A 22863-nucleotide genomic window follows, 5' to 3' on the forward strand; every position below is an offset into this window, starting at 1 on the left:
GTCTTGACACGTCCCTTCGGGGAGGCGCATCACGCCCCCAGCCACTGCAGGATCTGGTGGTACAGGGGAATCCCCACGATCACGTTCACCGGGAAGGTGAGGCCCAGGGCGGCGAGCATGGCCAGACCGATGTTGGCATCGGGAATAGCGGCGCGAATGGCTGCCGGCGCCGCGATGTAGGAGGCGCTGGCGGTCAGTGCGGTGAGAATCAGCACGGAACCGGCGGGCAGATCCAGCAGCAGGCCCGTGACCATTCCGATGGCGCCCAGCAGGAACGGGACGATCACGGCAAAGCACAGCAGACGCCAGTGCTGCCAGGGGATGGGGCGCAGGGTTTCGGCGGCCGTCAGCCCCATCTCCAGCAGGAACAGGGCCAGTACGACCTTGAAGGCGTTGGTGAGCAGATCCGTCACCGCAGCGCCTTCCTGAGGGCCGTAGAGCAGCCCGATGATCACCCCGCCCACCAGCAGGATCACCCCCCGGTTGGTCAGGGTTTCATGCCACAGTCCCCGCATGCTGGCGGCCGCCTGGGCGCCGCGGTAGCGGCGGTAGAGGATGATGGCCACCACGATGGCCGGCAGCTCCATCATCACCAGATACAGGGTCACTTCGGGGCTGATGGTCAGTTGCAACCCTTCCGCGAAGGCCAGGGCCACCGCAAAGGTCCCCGCGCTCACCGAGCCGTAATGGGCGGCCATGCTGGCGCTGTCGGCCACTGACAGCCGGATCACCCGCATCAGCAGCGGCATGAGTATCAGCGGAATCAACGCCCCCAGCACCGCCACCGCCAGCAGATCCTGAATCACCGACACACTGACATTGCCATGGAGTGCCATACCCCCCTTCAGACCGATGGTGAGCATCAGCAGCAGGCTGAGGGTGTCGTAGGCGGCCTTGGGAATGGTCAGGTCGGACTTCACCAGACCGGCCACCAGGCCGAGCAGGAAGAACATCACCACAATATCGGGCATGGGCGTCGTCAGGTTGCTTGGTCTGGGGCGGAATTCTGAAGCCAACGGCCGCTGGATGCCAGTGCCGGGGCCGCAATCAGCCCGTCTTGATGACCACGATGGCTACCACTACCAGCAGGATGCCCGCCCAGCCGACGGCATTGAGCCGCTGGCCAGGTCCATGTAGCGGATTGCCTGGGCCAGAAGCGTGAACGCTCCCAGCACCAGCAGGATGGCCAGTATGCCCCAGAGTTTTTTGCGGAAGCCGTTGGACAGGGTCAGCAGCAGGTTGGCCGCCACGTCCAGGGCCGCGGCAAGGGCCACCAGGGTGAAGGGCAGCAGGTGTGTGGCCGACATGGAAGGATGCCTCTCTCTTGGTTTGTGTCAGTCGGTTTTTGGTCAGTCAGGCTGACGCTTCAGGATGCTTTTCACCGGCATTGATCATGATGATCCCCACCACGGCCAGGCCCAGTCCGATCAGCTCCTGAGTGGACAGGGTGCTGCCGAACACCAGCAGGGACAGGGCCGTGATGAGGGTGATGCCCAACCCCTCCCACATCGCGAAGGCCACTCCCACAGGGATCTTTTTCACCGCAAAGCCCAGGAAAATGTAGGAAAAAATGATGCATACATACATGATCAGGTAGCCGGTGATGCCGACTCCCGAACTCAGAAAGTTCATGGTGCTGACACCGGATACCTCGGTCACGATGGCCAGCATCAGGAACATCCATGCCAATCTCATGGTCGATCTCCAAAAGGGTGTGTGACCGGAGATGCTATTCGGTGACTGGGGATCTGGCATAATCGCTGAGCGTCGTAAAATCTGACGCATAAGTGTCCGTTCTTCTGCCCGTGGACCGCCCATGACCCTGGCCCAGATCCATGAGTTCGTTCTCGTTTGCCGCCACGGTTCCATTGCCGCCGCTGCCCGTGCCCTGGGCAAAAGCCGGGGGGCGGTGAGCATGGGGATTTCTGCACTGGAAGACCACCTTGGGGTGACGCTGTTCGAACGCAGCGGCAATCAGGTAAAGCCGACCCCTGTCGGCGCAGACCTGCTGGACGATTGTCAGCGCATCGTCTCCCTGTCCCAGTCCCTGGAGCAGCGCTGCAGGCACCATCTTCAGGGGGAGGAGCGGATGCTCCGCATCGCCCGGGATGACGCTTTGCCCGAGGCCTTCTGGCGGGAAATCGTCATTCGTCTGTCGCGACGCTTCCCCAACCTGGATCTGTGCTTCGGGCTGTCCACCATGGCGGAGCTGGACGCCATGATCGCCAGCGGCGAGGTGGACCTGGGAATCGGCCTGCGGCGGGTATCCTCCAAGCCGTCGGCGTCGGAGACCGTGGTACTCAGTCCGGTGCGGGTGATGATGGTGGTTGCCGCCGGACATCCGTTGTCCCTGCTGCAACAGGTTTCGGAACAGGATCTCAGGGACTATCCATGCATCGGCCAGGCGCATTTCACGCCCCAGGGGCTTCGGGTAACGGAGGCGGCGTCTGCCAGGCAGGTGGGTGTGAGCCACTTCGAGCTCATGCGCGACATGGCGGCGGAAGGCATCGGCTGGACCTGGCTGCCCCAGCCCCTGGCCGCCGACGACCTGGAAACGGGGCGGTTGGTGATCCTGAGGCATGTTGCCGCCGTCCGGATGGATGAATACGTGGCCCTCAAGTCCCGGTATTACCGGGAAGGCCAGGTCACCGACTGGCTGCTGGCGCAGGTACGGGAGTATCTGCGCCGATGCGAGTCCGCCTGATGATCAATGTCTCATCAGATACTCGGCCACGGCCTGATAGGCGGGCAGTGAGTTAGGGTCGATCTTGGTATTGCTTGCCGTGGGGAAAGATGAAAAACGCACGATCACCATCCCGGCGGTCGGGTCCACATAGATGGTCTGCCCATGGACGCCGCGTGCCGCGAAGGCACCATGGGGATTGTGAAAAATCCACCACATGCCACGGTAGCTACCGCCGTCAAGGGTGGCATACCCCGCCCTTGCAAAGGCTTCCCTGTCGCCACCGGCGCGGATGTTTGCCACGACCTCTTCGGGAAACAGCCGTTGTCCGTTGATCTCGCCGCCGTTCAGCATCAGCAGGCCGATTCGCCCCAGATCACGCAGGCCGGCGCTCAACCCTCCACCCGCAAATGGTATGCCCTTGCCGTCGATGGTCATGTAGGCATCCTGCTCTGCGCCCATTCTGCTCCAGATACGTTCTGACAGCAGCTCCGCGATATTCCTGCCCGTCACCCGCGATATGATCCAGCCGAGGGTATCCGTGTTGATGGTCCGGTAGCCGAAACTCTGCCCATGAACCCCATCCTGTCCGACGGTTTGAAGGTATTCAAAATACCCGTTTGGACCTTCATACCCCTCGGGTTTCGGCAACGGACTCGCCGCGGCGGAATAGGCCCATATGTCGGCCTCGGGGTCGGCATAGTCTTCGCTGTAATCGAGTGCCGTTGTCATATCCATGACCTGGCGCACGGTGGCCTCGCCAAACCCACTGTGGGAGAGTTCCGGGACAAGGGTGGCCACTTTGGCGGTATCATCAAGCGTTCCCTCCGCCACCAGGATCTCGGCCAGCAGCCCCGTCAGAGACTTTGTCATGGACATCGCCGCGTGCTGGCTCATTTCGTCGAGACAGCCGAAGTACCGTTCGTAAACCACCCGGTCCTTATGGATGATGAGTATGCCGTCGGTGTAATTGGCCGAGAGCGACGCCTTCCATGTCATGGGTTCATCGCCATCCAGTGGCGTGAAACGCACGGCATCAATGCCGTCATCGAGGGCGTACGTCAGTGGCACCGGCGCGCCGATGCCGCGGCCGACCTGCTTGGTCGGCAGTAGCTCGCGTATGTGGCACACCGTCCAGCGCAGCTTGGGGAAGCTGAAGTAATCGGACTCGGGGTGTGTGATCAGTTTTTCAGGGGGCGGCGGAAAACCCGTCATCCACCCCAGTCTTACCGGGTCCGAGTGCTCGGCGTCCAATGGTGGGTCGGATTGTGCCATCACCGGTCTGATGTCGACGGAAAAGGCCAGGACGAGCGTTAATGCCACAAGTGCGTTGCAAATTGGAGCGGACATGACGCGTCCCCCGTACGGCGTTGATCAGGCGTGGCGTTGGAGTGGTTGCTTGGGTTGGTTCGGTTCGGGTTCTCAAACCCGGGGCCCCGGGTGATGACCGGGATGGATAAGCCGGTGAGTGGTTGAATGATTCTGACACGGGAGTGTATATCATCTGATTGGAACCTTTTGTCCGTGGGATGCCACTCCCGGTAAGTCCCTGATAGCCCTTTGAAGGAAATCCACCATGCTCAAACCAGTGTTGATGAGTGCGGTCTTGCTGGCCGCGACCGGTACCCTGTCGGCAGCCGAGATCGTGGATGCGAAGGATCCGGAAAAGATCCGGCAGCTTGCCCAGGGATATGGTTCAGCGACCCTGACCACCGACAGTGTGGGTGACCCCATGATCCGCGGGCGCATCGACGGCACGGGCTACACCATCATGTTCTATGGGTGTTCGCAGAATCTCAATTGCAAGAACATTCAGTTCACCAGTGCCTGGCAGACCAATGGCCAGTACACGCTGGAAGACATGAACCAGTGGAACAGGGTTGCCCGTTTCGGCAAGGCCTATCTGGATGACGAGGGAGATCCCGTGCTGGAGATGAACGTTAATCTGGATTTCGGCGTCACCGCGCGCAACCTGGACGACACCCTGGACTGGTGGCGCGTGGCGTTGCTCAAGTTCCGCAGCGAGGTGCTGACGAAGTAATCGCCGTTCCTTGCCGTGCACTGGGTCAATGGGTACTGATCGCCACCTTGAGCACGCCGTCACGCTGATGGGAAAACAGGTCGTAGGCTTCCACGATCCGGTCCAGGTGATAGCGGTGGGTGACCATCGGTCCAAGATCCAGGCGGCCATTGGCGATGATCTGCATCAGCCGGCGCATGCGCTCCTTGCCGCCCGGGCAGAGGGAAGTCACGATCTTGTGGTCACCCAGGCCGGCACAAAAGGCATCCATGGGAATGGTCAGATCGCTGGAATAGACCCCCAGGCTGGACAGGGTGCCGCCCGGCTTGAGCACCCGCAAGGCCGCTTCGAAGGTGGACTGCAGGCCCAGCGCCTCGATGGAAGCATCCACGCCGCGTCCACCGGTCAGTTTCAGGATTTCCGACACCACATCCACCTTGCGAAAGTCCAGTGTCACGTCGGCTCCCATCTGCCGTGACATCCGCAGGCGCTCATCGACGCCATCCACGGCAATGATCATGCCCGCACCCCGCAGGCGGGCACCGGCGGTGGCACACAGCCCGATGGGACCCTGGGCAAAGACGGCGACGATATCACCGATGCGGATATCCGCCGATTCGGCCCCCGCAAATCCGGTGGACATGATGTCCGGACACATGAGCACCTGCTCGTCGGTCAGTCCATCCGGCACCGGACTCAGGTTGGCCTGGGCATCGGGCACCAGCAGGTACTCCGCCTGGGCGCCATCAATGGTGTTGCCGAAGCGCCAGCCACCCATGGGTTTGTAGCCATGGGCATGGTGTCCACCATCCTGGGCACAGCAATGGTCCTGGCAGGCGTAGGAGGTGAAACTGGGGCAGATGGCGCCGGCAATGACACGCTGTCCCTCGGTATATCCCTGCACGTTTGCCCCCAGCTTCTCGATGATCCCCACCGGTTCATGGCCTATGGTCAGGCCGGCGGCAACCGGGTACTCACCCTTGAGGATGTGCACGTCGGTACCGCAAATGGTGGTCGTGGTGATGCGTATCAGGGCATCGTTGGGTCCCACGGCGGGGATCGGTTTGTCCGTGATTTCAATACGGCCGGGTTCCACGAACACCGCGGCTTTCATCATGCTGGCCATGGCCCCATCTCCACGTCTGGACTCTTATGAGTTAAGCAGAAAACGAGGGCGGTGGGGGCGACAGAACGGCCTCTATCCCCCCGGCATCAGCCACGTCACCATCACCGGGATGAATCCCAATGCAAAGATCGTGCTGAGCAGGGTGGTGCCGGCGGCCTGTCTGGGGTGGGTGTCCAGGAGGGTGGCGATGACCACGGTGTTGGCGGCGATGGGGGTGATGGAGAGCAGGAATATGGCCTGATGAACGGCCAGGTCATGGATGCCCAGCCAGTGGGTGTCCACCCAGGCAAAGGCCAGGGCCAGCAGGGGCCAGCTGATGAACTTGCCGGCAAAGGCCAGGAGGGTGAAGCGGGGGTTGCCCGCCAGGCCCCGGAAACTGAGGATGCTCATGCCGATGATCATCATGCCCAGGATGCTGTAGGCCCCCCGCAGGTTGTCGAACAGGGGTTGCAGCACCTCCGCGATACCGACGCCGTTCAGGTTCAGGGCCGCGCCCAGCAGGAAGGCATAGAGGGAGGGCAGGCGGGATACCTTGACCAGGCAGTCACGGATGCTGAAGCGCCCCCGCGCCGCCAGATAGAAACCCACGGAATGCTCGAACAGGGTGGTGCCCAGCATGCACAGGATGTACAGGCTCACGCCTTCCGCGCCGAACAGCAGGAGGGCCACGGGAATGCCGAAATAGCCGCTGTTGCCGGTGCCCACCGACAGGGGAATGAGGGCGGCGGTGTTGTCCCCCAGCCAGCGCCGGGCCAGATACAGGTGAGTCAGGGCGATCAGGGTGCAGAAGCCGAAGATCATCACCGGCAGCAGCAGGACGCTGGGGCTCAGGGGGGCGTGCATCACTCCGGCAAAGATCACCGACGGGGTGATGATGTAGAGCATGATCCCGGCGATATGGCCGCCGCTGGCGTTGAGATAGCGCCCGGCCAGCCAGCCCAGCACGATGGTGATGTACAGGGGGAGCAGTTGGGTGAGCAGGGAGAAGGTGGCGGTCATGCGGGCAGGATAAGGCCCCGCCCCCCGGAGGGGGAGCGGGGCCGTCGGGAGGGAAGGTTCGGATTTAGCCCTTCTTGCCGGGCGGGATGTGCAGCGGATGGCCCAGGGTGGCCAGGGCGGCTTCGTGCACGGCCTCGGAGAGGGTGGGGTGGGCAAAGACGGTGCGGCCCAAATCCTCGCTGGAGGCCCCGAATTCCAGGGCGATGACACACTCGGCGATCAGCTCGGAGGCGCGGGAGCTGATCACATGGGCGCCCAGCAGACGGTCGGTGTCGGCGTGGGCCAGCAGTTTGACGAAACCGGTGGTGTCCTCCATGGCCCGGGCCCGACCGGAGGCGGCAAACGGGAACACGCCCACGGAGTAGGGGATGCCCTTGTTCTTGAGTTCCTGCTCGGTTTTGCCCACCCAGGCGATCTCCGGGAGGGTGTAGATCACGCTGGGGATGGTTTCGTAGTTGAGGGTGGTGCCCATGCCGGCGATGCGCTCGGCCACCATGACCCCTTCCTCGGAACCCTTGTGGGCCAGCATGGGGCCGCGCACCGCGTCGCCCACCGCATAGACGTTGGGCAGAGTGGTCTTGCAGTGGTCGTCCACATGGATGGCCCCCCGCTCGTCGATGAGCAGTTCCACCGGGCCGCTTACCAGGCCGTCGGTGGAGGGGCGGCGACCGACGCAGACCACCAAGCGGTCGAAGCGCTCCTCGTGACGGCCCTGTTCGTCCTCGTACATGACGGTGACGGTGCCCTTGTCCTCGTCCACCTGGGTGTCGGTGACGCGGGCCGAGAGGCGGATGTCCAGTCCCTGCTTGCCGAAGATCTTCAGGGCCTCCTGGGAGACCTGGTCGTCGCAGAAGGAGAGGAAGCGGTCCTGGGCCTCCAGCACCACCACTTCGGACCCCAGGCGGCGCCAGACGCTGCCCAGCTCCAGGCCGATGACGCCGCCGCCGATCACGCCCAGGCGCTTGGGTACCTCGTCGAAGGCGAGGGCGCCGGTGGAATCGACGATGTACTTGCCGTCATAGGGGGCGCACTTGAGTTCCACCGAGTGGGAGCCCGGCGCCAGGATGATGTGTTCCGGCTCCAGGATCTCTTCCTTGCCGTCGTGGGAAGTGAAGCAGACCTTGCGCTCCCCCTGAAGCTGGCCCTGGCCCTTGAGCCAGGTGACCTTGTTGGCCTTGAACAGGCCCTGGATACCCTGGGTGAGGTTGCCGATGAGACGGTCCTTGCGGGCCATCATGCCGGCCAGATCCAGTTCCACGTCGCCCACATGCACGCCGTGGGTGTTCAGGTGCTTGCGGGTGTGTTCGTACAGCTCCGAGGATTCCAGCAGGGCCTTGGAGGGGATGCAGCCCACGTTCAGGCAGGTGCCCCCCAGGCGCTCCTTGCCCGCGTCATCCCGCCAGCGGTCGATACAGGCGGTCTTGAGTCCTAGCTGGGCGCAACGGATGGCGGCCACATAGCCTGCCGGGCCGGCGCCGATCACTACTACGTCATAGTCCTGCTGTGCCATGGTCTGGCTCCCGATCTTATTGTCTTGTGTTCATGTGGCCCGTGTCGCGGCCTCAACCGCCACACGGGCATGGTTCAGGATGATCCCTACACTTCCAGCAGCAGTCGGGCCGGGTCTTCCAGCATGTCCTTGATGGTCACCAGGAACTGCACGGCCTCGCGACCGTCGATGATGCGGTGATCGTAGGACAGGGCCAAGTACATCATGGGCCGGATCACCACCTGGCCGTTCTCGGCCATGGGGCGCTCCTGGATGCGGTGCATGCCCAGGATGGCGCTCTGGGGCGGGTTGATGATGGGGGTGGACAGCAGGGAGCCGAAGACACCGCCGTTGGAGATGGTGAAGGTGCCGCCGGTGAGGTCCTCCATGCCCAGACTGCCCGCCTCGGCCTTCTTGCCGAAGTCGTTGATGGTGCGCTCGACCTCCGACATGGTGAGGGTGTCCGTGTCCCGCAGGATGGGCACCACCAGCCCCCGGGGCGCGGAGACGGCGATGCCGATGTCGAAATAGCCGTGGTAGACGATGTCCTTGCCGTCGATGGAGGCGTTCACTTCGGGGAAGCGCTTGAGGGCCTCGGTGGCGGCCTTGACGAAGAAGGACATGAAGCCCAGGCGTACGCCGTGGCGTTTCTCGAAGCGGTCCTTGTACTGGGCCCGCAGGTCCATCACCGGCTTCATGTTCACCTCGTTGAAGGTGGTGAGCATGGCGGCGTTCTGCTGGGCCTCCACCAGGCGCTCGGCGATGCGTGCCCGCAGGCGGGTCATGGGGACACGCTTTTCCGGGCGGGCACCGCTGGGGCCGGTGGACGGGGCCGGCGGCGGGGCGCTGGGTGCCGGGGCCGCCTTGGCTTCCGGGGCGGTGGCAGGCGCTGCCGGTGCCTGGGCGGCCTCTGCCTCCAGGGTTTCCAGGTACTTGAGCACGTCTTCCTTGAGCAGGCGGCCGCCCTTGCCGGTGCCTTCGATCTCGGCCGGGTCCAGGCCGTGTTCGTTGACCAGGCGGCGTACCGCCGGACTCAGGGCCGGGTCATCCCCATCATCGGCGGCATCCCGCCCGGCGGTGGCGGTATCCGGTTGCTTCGCGGTTTTCCCCGCGTCCTTGCCGCCGTCATTACTGGCAGCCTTTTTCTTGCCGCCGCTCTTGCCGCCCTTGCCGGCTTTTTCCAGGCGGGCGATCACTTGCCCCGCGGTGACGATGGCACCCTCCTGCTCAATGATCTCCCCCATCACCCCGTCCTCGGGGGCGGGAACTTCCAGCACCACCTTGTCGGTTTCGATGTCGACCAGTATCTCGTCCCGCTTGACCTCGTCTCCGGGTTGCTTGTGCCAGCTGACGATGGTGGCATCCGAGACGGACTCGGGGAGTTGCGGGATTTTGACCTCTGTACTCATGGCGTGTGTGTCCTTATGGTTCCGGCCTTGGGACGCGGATGCGATGCACATCCGTTGGCCCCCTGTGTGTCTCTCGCCCTGGTGGTGGCCAGGTCAGTTCTGGCGCAGGGCCCGTTCGATCAGGGCTTCCTGCTGTTTCACGTGAACGTCCAGGTGGCCCACCGAGGGTGAGGCGGAGGCGGGCCGTGTGACATGCTGCAGGTAGCGGTCTTCGCCCAGCAGGGCGCGGATATGATGCTGGCTGGAGTACCAGGCACCCTGGTTGAGGGGCTCTTCCTGGACCCAGTAGAACTCGGTGGCGTTGGGGTATTGTGCCAGGATCCGGCTCAGTTCCTCTTCCGGGAAGGGATAGAGTTGCTCCAGGCGCAGGATGGCGATGCCGTGTTTCTCCTCGGCGCGGCGACGCTCCAGCAGGTCGTAGTAGACCTTGCCGGCACAGAGCACGATCCGGGTGACGCCCTGGGGATCCAGCGGATCGATCTCGTCGATGACGTTCTCGAAGCGGCCTTCGGTGAGGGATTCCAGGGTGCTCACCGCCAGCTTGTGGCGTAGCAGGCTCTTGGGTGTCATCACGATCAGCGGCTTGCGGTAAGGGCGGATCATCTGGCGTCGCAGCAGGTGGAAGATCTGTGCCGGGGTGGAGGGGACACAGACCTGCATGTTGTGCTGGGCGCACAGTTGCAGATAGCGTTCCAGGCGGGCGGATGAATGTTCCGGGCCCTGGCCTTCATAGCCGTGGGGCAGCAGCATCACCAGGCCGCACAGACGTGCCCATTTCTGTTCGCCGGAGCTGATGAACTGGTCGATCACCACCTGGGCACCGTTGGCAAAGTCGCCGAACTGGGCTTCCCACAGGGTCAGGGTGTTGGGGGCCGCGGTGGCATAGCCGAACTCGAAGGCCAGTACCGCCTCTTCCGACAGCAGGGAGTCGATGACCAGGAACTCCTCCTGGTTCTCGGCCAGATTGCGCAGCGGTATCCAGCGGTTGCCGTCGCGCTGGTTGAACAGCACGGCGTGACGATGGAAGAAGGTGCCGCGGCCGCTGTCCTGCCCCGTCAGACGCACCGGGTAGCCTTCGGTGACCAGACTGGCGTAGGCGGAAATTTCGGCAAAACCCCAGTCCAGAGGCAATGAGCCGGCGGCCATCTTGCGACGGTCGTCCATGATCTTGGCCACCCGGGGGTGCAGCTCGAAGCCCTCGGGCAGGTCCACCATGCGTCGCCACAGCCCGCGCAGGGTATCCAGGCCGACCCGGGTCTCGGCGGGCTCCCGCCAGTCCCGGTCGAGGAAGGGCTTCCAGTCCACGGCCTTGTCGTAGGGGGATTCGGACTTGTCGATGACAAAGGGCATCAGACTGGTGCCGGCGTCCAGACGGGTGCGACAGGAGGCTTCCATGGCCCGGGCCTCTTCCCCGTCGAGGATGCCTTGCTGTTCCAGTCGCTCCGCGTAGCGGGCACGGGTGGTGGGCATGGACTTGATGCGCTGGTACATCACGGGCTGGGTGGCGGAGGGCTCATCGGCCTCGTTGTGGCCATGCCGTCGATAGCAGATCAGGTCGATGACCACGTCCTTCTTGAAGGTCATCCGGTAGTCGAGGGCGATCCGGGTGGCAAACAGCACCATCTCCGGGTCGTCGCCGTTCACGTGCAGGATGGGGGCGTTCACCATCTTGGCCACGTCGGTGCAGTAGGGGGTGGAGCGGGCATCCTTGAGGGTGCTGGTGGTGAAACCGATCTGGTTGTTGATGACGATGTGCACCGTGCCCTTGGTGGAGAAGCCCCGGGTCTGGGACATGTTCAGGGTTTCCATCACCACGCCCTGACCGGCAAAGGCGGCATCGCCGTGGATCACCACCGGCAGCACCTCGTCTCCGTCCCGGTCGTCACGGCGGGTCTGCCGGGCACGCACCGAGCCTTCCACCACCGGTCCCACGATTTCCAGGTGGGAGGGGTTGAAGGCCAGGGCCAGGTGCATGGGGCCGCCGGGGGTCTGGATGTCGGAGGAGAAGCCCATGTGGTATTTCACGTCGCCGGTGCCGGGGTGCCGGCGGCCGGTGCCCTCGAATTCCTGGAACAGCTCCGCCGGGGATTTGCCCAGGATGTTCACCAGCACGTTCAGGCGGCCCCGGTGGGCCATGCCCATGACCATCTCCCGAACCCCCTGCTCACCACCGCGCCGGATCAACTCGTCCAGCATGGGAATCAGGCTCTCGCCCCCTTCCAGGGAGAAGCGTTTCTGGCCCACATAGCGGTTGTGGAGGTAGCGCTCCAGGCCTTCGGCGGCGGTGAGGCGGTCGAGGATGTAGCGCTTGCGATCGGCGGTGAAGCCGGGTTCGCCGCGCACCGGCTCCAGGCGTTCCTGCAGCCAGCGTTTTTCGGTGGTCTCGGTGATGTGCATGTATTCGGCACCCAGGGTCTTGCAATAGGTGCTCTTGAGAATGCGGCCGATCTCCCGCAGGGAGGCCTCTTTCGGGCCGAACAGGGAACCGGTGTTGAAGACGGTGTCCAGGTCGCCTTCCGAGAGCTCGTGGTGTTCCAGGGTCAGTTCCGGCAGGGCGCTGGCGGGTTCATACAGGCCCAGCGGGTCCAGGTCCGCCTGCAGGTGGCCCAGGAAGCGATGGGCATTGATGTACTGAAGTACCCGGACCTGCTTGCGTTCATGTTCCAGGCTGCCCATGGGCAGGCCGCGCTGGGTGCCGGCCTCGGCCATCTGGCGGAATTCATCGCGGATCCGGCTGTGGATGACCTGGGGCTCCCGGCCGGCTCGGGTCATATCCTCGAAATAGGTTCGCCAGGCTTGTGACACCTGCTGGGGGTCTTCCAGGTAGGTCTCGTAGAGCTGGTCCAGGTAGGCGGCATTCCCGGCATCCAGATGGGAGGTGTTCCATTGGGCCTGCATGTCGCGGGTTTGGGTCGCTTTGGTCATCGGCGCGTCCGCTGGTGGCGTGAATAGCGTGAGTTTATGGTTTCGGGGGTCCCTATATATGTAGACCTTTCCGGCGTTCTATCCAAGAGGAATCACCCCCGGATTCACCCGGCCACGGGTTTTGATAGACTCCCCCGGATGGATGCTGCTCCCCTGCTTGAATCACTCAACGAAGCCCAGCGCGAAGCGGTGGGCAGTCCCTGCGGTCCTCTGCTGGTGCTGGCCGGTGCCGGCAGCGGCAAGACCCGCGTCCTGGTCCATCGGGTGGCCTGGCTGATCCAGGTGGAGGGACTCTCGCCCCACAGTATCCTCGCCGTGACCTTCACCAACAAGGCCGCCGGTGAGATGCGCGGGCGGCTGGAGAGCCTGCTGGGCATCCCGCCCCGGGGACTGTGGGTGGGGACCTTCCACGGTCTGGCCCATCGCCTGCTGCGTACCCACTGGCGCGAGGCCGGCCTGCCGCAAGCCTTTCAGATCCTCGATTCGGAGGATCAGTTCCGCCTGGTGAAGCGGGTACTCAAATCCCTGGAGCTGGACGAGGCCCGCTGGGTGCCCCGGCAGATGCAGTGGTACATCAACAGCCGCAAGGATGAAGGGGTACGGCCCGAACACATGCAGGACACCGGCGATCCGGTGAACCGGCAGATGATTCGCATCTACAGCGCCTACGAGGCCGCCTGCCGTCGCGCCGGGGTGGTGGATTTCGCCGAATTGCTGCTGCGCAGCTTGGAGCTGTTGCGGGACAACCCCGACCTGCTGGAACACTATCGCCATCGCTTCCGCCATATCCTGGTGGACGAGTTCCAGGATACCAATGCGATCCAGTATGCCTGGTTGCGACTGCTGGCGGGTGAGCGCACGCCGGTGTTTGCCGTCGGCGACGACGATCAGTCCATCTACGGCTGGCGCGGTGCCCGCATCGAGCACATCCAGAAATTCTGCCGTGACTTTCCGGGTGCCCGCACCGTGCGCCTGGAGCAGAATTACCGCTCCACCGGGACCATCCTCCAGGCCGCCAATGCCCTGATCCGCAACAACGGTGAGCGTCTGGGCAAGGAGCTGTGGACCGAGGATACCGCCGGTGCTCCGGTCACCCTCTATGCGGCCTACAACGAGCATGACGAGGCCCGCTTCGTGCTGGACCAGATCCGTGCCTGGCGGGCGGCGGGTGGCGCCTGCCGCGACGTGGCCATTCTCTACCGGTCCAATGCCCAGTCCCGGGTGTTCGAGGAGGTGCTGATCCAGGCCGCCGTGCCCTACCGCGTCTATGGCGGGCTGCGCTTTTTCGAACGGGCGGAAATCAAGGACGCCCTGGGGTATCTGCGCCTGGTGGAAAACCGGGCGGATGACACCGCCCTGGAGCGGGTCATCAACCAGCCGGCCCGGGGGTTGGGAGAGCGGACCCTGGCCCTGATCCGGGAGCAGGCCCGTGAACAGGGCAGCAGCCTGTGGGCGGCCGCCGACCGTCTGTTGTCGCAGGGGACCCTGACCGCCCGCGCCGGCAATGCCCTGCGCGGCTTCATGCAACGGATCGATGCCATGCAGCAGGCCTGTCAGGGCATTGAACTCCACGAACAGGTGGAACATGTGGTGGCCCATTCCGGTCTGAGGGAACACTATGCCCAGGAGAAGGGTGAAAAGGCCCAGACCCGGCTGGACAACCTGGACGAACTGGTCAGTGCCGCCAGGGGCTTCGTGCCCGATGGCGAGGCCCAGGGAGACATGTCGCCCCTGACCGCCTTTCTCTCCCATGCCGCCCTGGAGGCGGGGGAAGGGGAGGCGGACCCCTGGGAGGACTGCATCCAGCTCATGACCCTGCATTCCGCCAAGGGGCTGGAGTTTCCGCTCGTGTTCCTGGTGGGCATGGAGGAGGGGCTGTTTCCCCATCGCATGTCCCTGGACGAACCCGGGCGCCTGGAAGAGGAGCGGCGACTGGCCTACGTGGGCATCACCCGCGCCTGTCGCCGGTTGGTGATGAGCTATGCGGAGACCCGTCGGCTGCATGGCCGGGAGACCTATAACGCCCCCTCCCGCTTTGTTGGGGAGCTGCCTGCCGAACTGTTGGAGGATGTCCGGCCCCGGGCCATGATCCGGCGCCCGATGCCCGAGAGTCCGGCCCGGCCCCCGGCGCGACCGTCTCCGTTCCGGGCACCGCCGCAGGAGGGTGGGCTGTCCATGGGCGCCCGGGTGCGTCATCCCAAGTTCGGGGAGGGCGTGATCACCGACCTGGAAGGGCAGGGCAAGTCGGCCCGGGTCCAGGTAAGATTTGCCGGCCAGGGCAGCAAGTGGCTGGTGGTGGGCTTTGCCAAGCTTGAGCCCATCTGACTGAGAGCACACAGAACCGAGGTCATCCATGCATCGACGGGATTTCCTGGGCAAGGCCGCCCTTACCGCCCTCGCGGCCGGCGGCGCCCTGACCGGTTGCGGTATTCCCCAGGGGAGTGAAACTTCGGCGCCGGACACCGGCCGTCGCTTCCACTGGCGCATGATCACGGCCTGGCCCCATGAGTCTCCCGGCCTGGGGGGCGGTGCGCAGCTACTGGCGCGAACCCTTCACGAGCTGTCCGACGGTCGCATTCAGGTCCGGATCTTCGCGGCGGATGATCTGGTGTCGCCCTTCGATATCTTCGGGGCGGTCTCCCGCGGTGCCGCCGAGATCGGTCACGGTGCCGCCCATTACTGGCAGGGCCTGAGCGGTGCCGCGCAGTTCTTCACCGCGGTGCCGTTCGGCATGGGCGCCCTGGAGACCCAGGCCTGGCTGCATGCGGGTGGCGGTCTGGAGCTCTGGCGGGACCTGTACCGTCCCTTTGACGTGATCCCCTTTCCCTGCGGCAACACCGGAGCCCAGATGGGGGGCTGGTTCCGGCGCGAGATCCGGACCATCGAAGACTTCCGGGGGCTGCGCATCCGTGCCGTGGGGCTGGGGGGCGAGGTCCTGCGGCGCGCCGGTGCCGAGGTGATCCGGCTGCCCGGTGACGATCTGCCGGAGGCCATGCAGTCGGGGCTGCTGGAGGCGGCCGAGTGGATGGGGCCTTACGAGGACATGGCGCTGGGCCTGCATCGCCAGGCGCCCTATTACTACCACCCGGGCTGGCAGGCCCCCGGTTCCCAGGTGGAGGCCCTGATCAATCGGGACGCCTACGAGGCCCTGCCCCAGCATCTTCAGATTGCCGTGGCCCAGGCCTGCCGCCTGGCCGGCGAGCAGATGATCCATGAATTCCTGGCCCGCAATCAGCAGACCCTGGATCGACTGGTGAGTGAGCAAGGGGTTCAGCTGCGGCGTTTCCCGGATGCCGTGCTGGATGATCTGCGCCGGCTGAGCCGGGACATGCTGCTGGAGATGACGGCGGACGACCCCTTCATCCGCCGGGTTCATGCCTCCTACATGGGGTTCGAGTCGGAGATGGTCCGCTGGAAGGAAATTCACTCGATTTGACCGTGCTGGATCCTTCCACACTGGGAGATTCGCCCGACCGTTGCCAGCTCTGCGGTCGGGCCGAAGTGCTTACCCGGCATCATCTGATTCCCAAAACCCGACACCGCAACCGGCGCGCTTATGAATTCAGGCTCTGGCTGAAAGATCACCTGGCGCTTTATGGCGTCAAGAAGGCTGTGTTGGCACCGGGTTACCGCTCGCCCGACCAAAACAATGGAGAGCAATAACGTGATCTACGATCCAAGACGCGCGATGGAACTGCTACGGATCGGCTCCCGACACGCCGATGCCACTTTCCGCGAAGGCCAAGAGGACGCTATTCGTCACATCGTCGAAGGCAAAGGCCGCTTGCTGGTCGTGCAGAAGACCGGATGGGGTAAGAGCTTTGTCTACTTCATAGCGACCAAGTTGCTGCGGGAAGCTGGGGCTGGTCCTGCGTTATTGATCTCGCCGCTACTGGCGCTGATGCGAAATCAGATTGCTGCCGCAGAGCGGATGGGGGTTCGCGCCGCCACCATCAACTCCAACAACATGGACGACTGGACGGGAGTCGAGGGCAAGCTGGTCAAGGGGGAGATCGACATTCTCCTGATCTCGCCGGAGCGCCTGGCGAACGAGCGCTTTCGGACGCAGGTTCTGGCCAGCATCGCTGAACAGATTTCGTTGCTGGTCATCGACGAGGCCCATTGCATTTCCGACTGGGGGCACGACTTCCGACCTCACTATCGCCTGTTGGAGAGGATCGTCAAGATACTACCGCCAAACCTGCGACTGCTTGCCACCACGGCAACAGCGAATAACCGCGTGATGGACGACCTTACAGCCGTGCTTGGCCCGAAGCTGGACGTCTCACGTGGCGACTTGAACCGGACCTCGCTTTCCCTGCAAACGATCCGCTTACCCAGTCAGGCTGAGCGCCTTGCCTGGCTGGCAGAGCAACTGACCACGCTGCAGGGCCACGGCATCATCTACACGCTGACGGTTCGTGATGCCAATCAAGTGGCGCAATGGTTGAAGACCCAAGGCTTCAATGTGGAAGCCTACACTGGTGAGACTGGAAATCGCCGAGAACAGCTTGAGCAGGCGCTGCTCAACAACCAAGTCAAAGCGCTGGTTGCCACAACGGCACTTGGCATGGGTTACGACAAGCCGGATCTGGCATTTGTCATCCACTACCAAATGCCGGGATCGGTCGTCGCCTACTACCAGCAGGTTGGTCGCGCGGGACGCGCACTGGACTCCGCCTATGGAGTACTCCTCAGCGGTCAGGAAGAGTCTGACATCACTGACTGGTTTATCCGGACTGCCTTCCCGACCCGACAGGAAGTTGCCGATGTCCTGGGAGCGCTTGAAGACGAGCCCAACGGGTTATCAGTCCCCGAACTGCTGAGCCGAGTCAATCTGAGCAAAGGACGTATCGACAAGACGATTGCACTTCTATCCCTCGAAGCGCCGGCACCCATCGCCAAGCAAGGCAGCAAGTGGCAGCTCACGGCGGCAAGGCTAAGTGAAGTGTTCTGGGAGCGAGCGGAACGCCTCACTGCGCTACGGCGAGACGAGCACCAGCAGATGCAGGACTACGTCAGCCTGCCGTTTGGTGAGCACATGGGCTTCTTGATTGGCGCGCTCGACGGCGATCCAAGTGTTGTCACAGAACCTGCCTTACCGCCATTGTCTACAACCGTGGATACCGAGCTGGTCAAAGCTGCCGTCGAATTTCTCCGTCGAACCAGCTTGCCCATCGATCCGCGCAAAAAATGGCCTGATGGTGGAATGCCCCAGTACGGCGTCAAGGGATTCATCGCTCCTGCCCATCAGGCTGAGTCCGGCAAGGCCCTCTGCGTCTGGGGCGATGCCGGCTGGGGTGGTTTGGTTCGACAGGGCAAATACCACGATGGCCACTTTTCTGATGACCTCGTTGCTGCGTGCGTGAAGATGATCCATGAGTGGAATCCGCAGCCGAGCCCGACTTGGGTGACATGTGTTCCTTCACTTCGGCATCCCGAATTGGTACCGAATTTTGCGCAACGCTTGGCTGCTGCGCTGTGTCTGCCGTTTCGTATGGTCATCGCGAAAACAGACGCAAGGCCCGAACAGAAAACGATGGCAAACAGTACACAACAGGCGCGCAACATTGACGGTTCACTCGCACTCAATGGCCAGCCCATTACTCCCGGCCCGGTCCTCCTGGTGGATGACATGGTCGACTCGCGCTGGACGCTGACGGTGTCTGCATGGCTGCTGCGCAAAGGCGGTAGTGGCGCCGTTTGGCCTATGGTCCTTGCTCAGACGGGGCACGACGAATGACGCCAGTCCTTTCACCCAATACCCAGGCGATCCTGCTGCTGACTGCGCCACTCATTGCCGGACGAGGCGCTGTGTCATCGGATTTGCTCACGCCTGGTGAATACAAACGTCTCGCACGTCATTTGCGCGAGATCCAGCGTCAGCCTGCGGATCTCCTCTCGCCGGATGCGCCTGAGATCCTGCGTGCGTGCCAATCGGTGATTGACGAGAACCGCCTGCAGAAATTGCTGGGACGCGGATTCCTTCTGAGCCAAGTGATTGAGCGCTGGCAAGCACGCGCCATCTGGGTAGTCAGTCGCGCCGATGCAGAGTACCCCCGCCGCCTGAAGGCCCGCCTGCGCGAAGACGCCCCGGCAGTGCTCTACGGCTGTGGCGACATGGCTTTGCTCGAAACCGGCGGGCTTGCCGTCGTGGGATCGCGCCATGTGGACGACGCCCTCATCGATTACACCATGGCAGTTGGCCGGCTCGCTGCTCGGGCAGGCAGAACACTTGTCTCCGGTGGCGCCAAGGGCATCGATCAGGCCGCCATGTGTGGTGCGCTCGAGGGGGGAGGGAAAGTTTGTGGTGTGCTGGCGAACAGTCTGGAAAAAACCACCATGAACCGCGAGCACCGTAACCTGCTGCTCAATGGGGAGCTGGTGCTGATTTCGCCCTACGACCCGAGTGCCGGGTTCAACGTCGGCAACGCCATGCAGCGGAACAAGCTGATTTATGCATTGGCAGACACCTCACTGGTGGTCAGTTCCGATCTCAACAAAGGTGGCACTTGGTCGGGTGCTGTCGAGCAGCTTGACAAACTCAAGTTCATCCCGGTCTTCATTCGATCGACGGGCGAGTCTTCCGCAGGATTGAATGGTTTGCGAAAGAAGGGTGCTCTTCCCTGGCCGAATCCGCAAGACGTGGATTCGTTCGAGGATGTTTTCAACGTGGAGATGCCAACGCCGCCGGCATCCCCACAGGTTGGTTTTGCGCTGTTCTCGAACGAAGAGTCATCGTTGGCTGACGCCAAGCCAACGGCTCCAGTGCCACGCAATACGGCTCCGGTGCCCCAGAACGAGATTAAGCCATTTGCGATGGTCGATGTTGTTTCCGATACGCAGCCACCCGCTCCACCATTGGAAAAAGCGCCGTCGGCCACGCCAGAGACAGTAGCGCTACTAGACGGTGCCGAGAAACCTCGGCAGCCGGAATCTACCCCAGCAGAAATGCTCTTCGCTGCCGTTCGTGAAGCAATTGAGCAGCTATTGAGTACGCCGATGAAAGACGCAGAAGTGGCTGTAGCGCTGGACGTGTCAAAAACTCAGGCCAAGGCGTGGCTGCAGCGCCTGGTCGACGAAGGCGTACTGGAAAAGCAGAAGAGGCCTGCGGGTTACATCGTCAAGCAAAAGCGGCTATTCGAGTAATCGATAAAACGGTTACGCCCCTGTCATAGCCAGATCCATCGGGTAGGACCACTCAGCCGTAGATCACCTGCGCGTCAACTGCAAGGACATTGAGGCGTGTCTCACCTGCGATCTGGACGAGTTCGACGACAGCCCGTTCAGGGATGAGGTGCAGGCGTTCATGCCGGTGCCGAGAACCAAGGCGGAGGAATGATGGCCGCAATCAGGAGAAGAGCATGAGCCAACCCTGGTCCTATCCCGGCGCACGCTGGTGGAAGTTCGATTTCCATACTCACACCCCGGCTTCCAAAGATACGAATGCCTGGCAAGCCGCCATCGGCACGTCCGATGAACTGACGCCGCAAACCTGGCTGCTCAAGTACATGGCCGCCGAGATTGACTGCGTGGCGGTCACCGACCATAACACGGGTGAGTGGATCGACAAGCTCAAGACTGATTATGCAGACATGAAGCGCCAGGCCGACGCTGGAACTCCGCCTGTCGGTTTCCGTGAATTGCACCTGTTCCCTGGCGTGGAAATCTCGGTGCAGGGCGGCTTTCATATATTGGCGATCTTCGACCCGTCGGCTACCAGCCAGACCGTCAGCGACCTGCTGGCGAGGGTGGACTACCAAGGCACGCGCGGCGACAGCGATGGCGTCACTCGAATCGGTGCCGCCCAGGTGGTGGAGCGCATTCTGGCGGAGGGCGGTCTTGCCATTCCGGCACATGTAGAGGGTGACAAGGGACTGCTGCAGGTCGAGCCCGGCACGCGCAAATGCCTGCTGGATACCATCACGGTCAAGCAGGTTTTGCAGGAACCCGGCATCCTGGCCCTGGAGTGGGCAGCATCTTCCAGTCCTACGCCGATGGTGCTGGACGAACTGAAGCTGCGCTTTGCCAGCGTGGTCGGCAGCGATTGCCACAGCTTCCAGGGTGCGGCTGTTCCAGGGTCGCGCTACACCTGGATCAAGATGGCCAAGCCCAGCCTGGAAGGCTTGCGCCTTGCGCTGCTGGATGGGCAAGAGATTTCCGTTCGGCGCAGTGATGAAAGCAGCGGTTTTACGCCGTTCAACACGCCCGAGCATTTCATCGAGTCGATTGAAATCCGCGAGGCGCGCTATATGGGGCGCGGCAGCTTGCCCGCCAGCTTGCCCCTCAACCCCTACTTCAATGCCCTGATCGGCGGACGCGGTACTGGCAAATCAACCATTGTGCATGCCCTGCGTTTGGCCTATCGGCGGGAGCGGGAGCTGTCACCCGCCTCGGAAGCGGGGCAGACCTTCAACCGCTTCAACAAAATCGCAAAGACCCGCAACGACGAAGGCGGTTTGCGCGCGGAAACCGCCATTCACGTGCAAGTGCATCGTGATGGCACGTCCTATCGCCTGATCTGGCGGCAGGATGGCCACGGGCATGCGGTGGAAGAATGGGACGTCGTCACAGCTGGTTTCAAACCCTCGGTCAGCCAAACCATCACCGAACAACGCTTCCCGCTGCGCTTGTTCAGTCAGGGGCAGATTGCGGCCTTGGCCGGCGACAGCCAGCAGGCATTGCTGAAGGTGATCGACGATGCGGCTGGCACGCAGTCGCAGCAGGCTGCCTTCGAAGAGGCCAAGCGTGCTTTCCTGGCCGCTCGGGCACAGATGCGCGAGCTGGAAGGCAAGCTGCAAGGGCGCGAGTCGTTGACGCTTTCCCTGCAAGACATTCAGTGCAAGCTTGCCCGCTTCGAGGGTGCTGACCATGCGGCGGTATTGAAGAACTACCAGCGCACCAGCCGACAAAGCCGCGAGCTGGAACGTCAGTTTGAAGCTTCCGCCGAACTGGCTGCCCGCTTGAAGGACGTTGCTGCAGACTTGCTGGCGGAAGACTTGCCGGAGAGGTTGTTCGATGCCGCCGAAGACGGTCCAGCACTGAGTCTCGTCCAGGCGCTACACGCGGCCATCGACAAAGCGAGGCAGGAGGTCGAAAGCGCGGCTGCCGCGCTGCGGGAGCGCGGGCAAGTCCTGCGCGGAGAACTGGACGCATCGCTCTGGTTTGCGCGGATCGGTGTGGCCGAGGCGGCTTACGCTCAGCTCAAGGCCGATTTGCAGCAACAGGGGGTCAGCGACCCCAGCGAGTACGGCCGTCTGGTGCAGGAAAAACAGCGGCTGGAAACTGAGTTGAGGCGGTTGGAGGCCTTGCAGAAGCAGCACGCGAATCTGCGCGAAAAAGCCAAAGCGTTACTGGAGCAGGTGCAGTCCGCCCGCCGCGCCATCAGCGCGCAGCGCAGCGCGTTTCTACAGGCAACGCTGCACGGCAATCCCTTTGTGCGGATTGAACTGATCCCTTACAGCCGGGATGCGCAAGGCATCGAGCACTCATTGCGGGAGGTGCTCGGCGCTGCTGACGGCAAATACGTGGACGACCTGTATCAGGCGCAAGATGGTGAGTCCCCCAAGGGGCTTGTAGCGGACCTGCTGGGCACGGTTGATCTTATCGAGCAGCCGGGAGCATGGGACACAACGGCCTTTGAGCAGGCGTTGCTGGCGCAAAAGAAGCGCCTGTTGCAGGCATGTGGTGGTAGCGCGGAGTTTGGCGGGTGGTTCAATAGATTCCTGAAAGCTGAGGCCGACAAGCGCCCTGAGTTCGTCGATCACATCCTCTGCTGGTTCCCCGAAGACGGTTTGCAAGTAGAGTACAGCCGCAAAGGCGATGGTCGGGACTTTCAATCCATCGGCCAAGCTTCCGCCGGACAGCGCGCAGCCGCCATGCTGGCCTTCCTGCTGGCGCACGGCAACGAGCCGCTGGTGCTCGACCAGCCCGAGGATGATCTGGACAATCACCTGATCTACGGCCTGGTGGTCCAGCAAATTCGCAGCAACAAACTGCGCCGTCAGCTCATCATCGTGACCCACAACCCCAACATCGTTGTCAATGGTGACGCGGAGCTGATTCATGTGCTGGACTTCAACCACCAGTGCCATGTGAAGCAAACCGGCTCCTTGCAGGACAAGACCATGCGCCGGGAAGTCTGCCAAGTGATGGAGGGTGGCGAAGAGGCGTTCGAACGGCGTTATCAGCGCCTGGGAAGGGAGGTTTGAC

General features: G+C 63.0%; 17 protein-coding genes. 8 read left to right on the forward strand and 9 right to left on the reverse strand.

The window, feature by feature from the left end:
* Nucleotides 1–29: 29 nt before the first annotated feature.
* The 3 genes from LQD11_RS08600 to LQD11_RS08610 form a co-directional block, all read right to left on the reverse strand.
* On the reverse strand, nucleotides 30–971 hold the full coding sequence (locus tag LQD11_RS08600; protein WP_238617172.1) for a sodium-dependent bicarbonate transport family permease: 942 nt from the start codon (nucleotides 969–971) through the stop codon (nucleotides 30–32).
* A gap of 108 nt (nucleotides 972–1079) precedes the next feature.
* Nucleotides 1080–1307: an SMR family transporter gene (locus LQD11_RS08605; RefSeq protein WP_238617173.1), complete on the reverse strand. Its 228-nt coding sequence runs from the start codon at nucleotides 1305–1307 to the stop codon at nucleotides 1080–1082.
* A gap of 46 nt (nucleotides 1308–1353) precedes the next feature.
* Nucleotides 1354–1695, reverse strand: a complete 342-nt coding sequence (locus LQD11_RS08610; RefSeq protein WP_040405425.1) for an SMR family transporter — start codon at nucleotides 1693–1695, stop codon at nucleotides 1354–1356.
* A 121-nt stretch (nucleotides 1696–1816) separates the two neighbouring features.
* Between LQD11_RS08610 and LQD11_RS08615 the strand changes: the two genes are divergently transcribed.
* The gene (locus tag LQD11_RS08615) at nucleotides 1817–2704 is read left to right on the forward strand and encodes a LysR family transcriptional regulator (RefSeq protein WP_238617174.1); all 888 of its coding nucleotides are present in this window, start codon (nucleotides 1817–1819) and stop codon (nucleotides 2702–2704) included.
* Between the two features lie 3 nt (nucleotides 2705–2707).
* Here LQD11_RS08615 and LQD11_RS08620 read toward each other — a convergent pair whose 3' ends face one another.
* The gene (locus LQD11_RS08620; protein ID WP_238617175.1) at nucleotides 2708–4033 is read right to left on the reverse strand and encodes a serine hydrolase domain-containing protein; all 1326 of its coding nucleotides are present in this window, start codon (nucleotides 4031–4033) and stop codon (nucleotides 2708–2710) included.
* 226 nt (nucleotides 4034–4259) lie between these two features.
* Between LQD11_RS08620 and LQD11_RS08625 the strand changes: the two genes are divergently transcribed.
* A complete protein-coding gene (locus LQD11_RS08625; RefSeq protein WP_238617176.1) occupies nucleotides 4260–4724 on the forward strand; it encodes a YbjN domain-containing protein in 465 nt (154 codons plus the stop codon).
* A 25-nt stretch (nucleotides 4725–4749) separates the two neighbouring features.
* On the opposite strand, the gene LQD11_RS08630 is transcribed toward LQD11_RS08625, so the two are convergent.
* From LQD11_RS08630 to LQD11_RS08650, 5 genes are all read right to left on the reverse strand, one after another.
* Nucleotides 4750–5829, reverse strand: a complete 1080-nt coding sequence (locus LQD11_RS08630) for an NAD(P)-dependent alcohol dehydrogenase (RefSeq protein WP_238617177.1) — start codon at nucleotides 5827–5829, stop codon at nucleotides 4750–4752.
* Nucleotides 5830–5901: 72 nt separating this feature from the next.
* Complete coding sequence (locus LQD11_RS08635) at nucleotides 5902–6828, reverse strand: AEC family transporter (protein ID WP_238617178.1); 927 nt, start codon at nucleotides 6826–6828, stop codon at nucleotides 5902–5904.
* 64 nt (nucleotides 6829–6892) lie between these two features.
* Nucleotides 6893–8338 (reverse strand): dihydrolipoyl dehydrogenase, encoded by a 1446-nt coding sequence (lpdA, locus tag LQD11_RS08640; RefSeq protein WP_238617179.1) that lies wholly within the window; start codon nucleotides 8336–8338, stop codon nucleotides 6893–6895.
* Between the two features lie 86 nt (nucleotides 8339–8424).
* Nucleotides 8425–9726 carry a 2-oxoglutarate dehydrogenase complex dihydrolipoyllysine-residue succinyltransferase gene (gene odhB / locus LQD11_RS08645; protein ID WP_238617180.1) on the reverse strand — a complete coding sequence of 434 codons (1302 nt, stop codon included), beginning with the start codon at nucleotides 9724–9726 and terminating at the stop codon, nucleotides 8425–8427.
* A 93-nt stretch (nucleotides 9727–9819) separates the two neighbouring features.
* Nucleotides 9820–12651 (reverse strand): 2-oxoglutarate dehydrogenase E1 component, encoded by a 2832-nt coding sequence (locus LQD11_RS08650; RefSeq protein WP_238617181.1) that lies wholly within the window; start codon nucleotides 12649–12651, stop codon nucleotides 9820–9822.
* Between the two features lie 138 nt (nucleotides 12652–12789).
* Here LQD11_RS08650 and uvrD point away from each other — a divergent pair, with 138 nt between their 5' ends.
* The 6 genes from uvrD (at nucleotide 12790) to LQD11_RS08680 (ending at nucleotide 22862) form a co-directional block, all read left to right on the forward strand.
* Nucleotides 12790–14976: a DNA helicase II gene (gene uvrD / locus LQD11_RS08655; RefSeq protein ID WP_238617182.1), complete on the forward strand. Its 2187-nt coding sequence runs from the start codon at nucleotides 12790–12792 to the stop codon at nucleotides 14974–14976.
* Between the two features lie 28 nt (nucleotides 14977–15004).
* Nucleotides 15005–16087, forward strand: a complete 1083-nt coding sequence (locus tag LQD11_RS08660; protein WP_238617183.1) for a TRAP transporter substrate-binding protein — start codon at nucleotides 15005–15007, stop codon at nucleotides 16085–16087.
* Nucleotides 16084–16314, forward strand: a complete 231-nt coding sequence (locus LQD11_RS08665; RefSeq protein ID WP_238617184.1) for a hypothetical protein — start codon at nucleotides 16084–16086, stop codon at nucleotides 16312–16314. The genes LQD11_RS08660 and LQD11_RS08665 overlap by 4 nt, the downstream gene beginning before the upstream one ends.
* A 1-nt stretch (nucleotide 16315) precedes the next feature.
* The gene (locus tag LQD11_RS08670) at nucleotides 16316–18394 is read left to right on the forward strand and encodes a RecQ family ATP-dependent DNA helicase (RefSeq protein WP_238617185.1); all 2079 of its coding nucleotides are present in this window, start codon (nucleotides 16316–16318) and stop codon (nucleotides 18392–18394) included.
* On the forward strand, nucleotides 18391–19800 hold the full coding sequence (locus LQD11_RS08675) for a DNA-processing protein DprA (protein WP_238617186.1): 1410 nt from the start codon (nucleotides 18391–18393) through the stop codon (nucleotides 19798–19800). The genes LQD11_RS08670 and LQD11_RS08675 overlap by 4 nt, the downstream gene beginning before the upstream one ends.
* A 215-nt stretch (nucleotides 19801–20015) precedes the next feature.
* On the forward strand, nucleotides 20016–22862 hold the full coding sequence (locus LQD11_RS08680; protein WP_238617187.1) for a TrlF family AAA-like ATPase: 2847 nt from the start codon (nucleotides 20016–20018) through the stop codon (nucleotides 22860–22862).
* Nucleotide 22863: the final 1 nt, after the last annotated feature.

The organism is Ectothiorhodospira shaposhnikovii (assembly GCF_022227765.1).
Classification (GTDB): Bacteria; Pseudomonadota; Gammaproteobacteria; order Ectothiorhodospirales; family Ectothiorhodospiraceae; genus Ectothiorhodospira.

Coding starts and splice junctions, on each gene's coding strand:
- LQD11_RS08615 (WP_238617174.1), top strand. CDS start 1,817: ATGACCCTGGCCCAGATCCATGAGTTCGTTCTCGTTTGCCGCCACGGT.
- LQD11_RS08605 (WP_238617173.1), bottom strand. CDS start 1,307: ATGTCGGCCACACACCTGCTGCCCTTCACCCTGGTGGCCCTTGCCGCG.
- lpdA (WP_238617179.1), bottom strand. CDS start 8,338: ATGGCACAGCAGGACTATGACGTAGTAGTGATCGGCGCCGGCCCGGCA.
- LQD11_RS08625 (WP_238617176.1), top strand. CDS start 4,260: ATGCTCAAACCAGTGTTGATGAGTGCGGTCTTGCTGGCCGCGACCGGT.
- LQD11_RS08675 (WP_238617186.1), top strand. CDS start 18,391: ATGACGCCAGTCCTTTCACCCAATACCCAGGCGATCCTGCTGCTGACT.
- LQD11_RS08610 (WP_040405425.1), bottom strand. CDS start 1,695: ATGAGATTGGCATGGATGTTCCTGATGCTGGCCATCGTGACCGAGGTA.
- LQD11_RS08650 (WP_238617181.1), bottom strand. CDS start 12,651: ATGACCAAAGCGACCCAAACCCGCGACATGCAGGCCCAATGGAACACC.
- odhB (WP_238617180.1), bottom strand. CDS start 9,726: ATGAGTACAGAGGTCAAAATCCCGCAACTCCCCGAGTCCGTCTCGGAT.
- LQD11_RS08635 (WP_238617178.1), bottom strand. CDS start 6,828: ATGACCGCCACCTTCTCCCTGCTCACCCAACTGCTCCCCCTGTACATC.
- LQD11_RS08600 (WP_238617172.1), bottom strand. CDS start 971: ATGCCCGATATTGTGGTGATGTTCTTCCTGCTCGGCCTGGTGGCCGGT.
- LQD11_RS08620 (WP_238617175.1), bottom strand. CDS start 4,033: ATGTCCGCTCCAATTTGCAACGCACTTGTGGCATTAACGCTCGTCCTG.
- LQD11_RS08660 (WP_238617183.1), top strand. CDS start 15,005: ATGCATCGACGGGATTTCCTGGGCAAGGCCGCCCTTACCGCCCTCGCG.
- uvrD (WP_238617182.1), top strand. CDS start 12,790: ATGGATGCTGCTCCCCTGCTTGAATCACTCAACGAAGCCCAGCGCGAA.
- LQD11_RS08630 (WP_238617177.1), bottom strand. CDS start 5,829: ATGGCCAGCATGATGAAAGCCGCGGTGTTCGTGGAACCCGGCCGTATT.
- LQD11_RS08680 (WP_238617187.1), top strand. CDS start 20,016: ATGAGCCAACCCTGGTCCTATCCCGGCGCACGCTGGTGGAAGTTCGAT.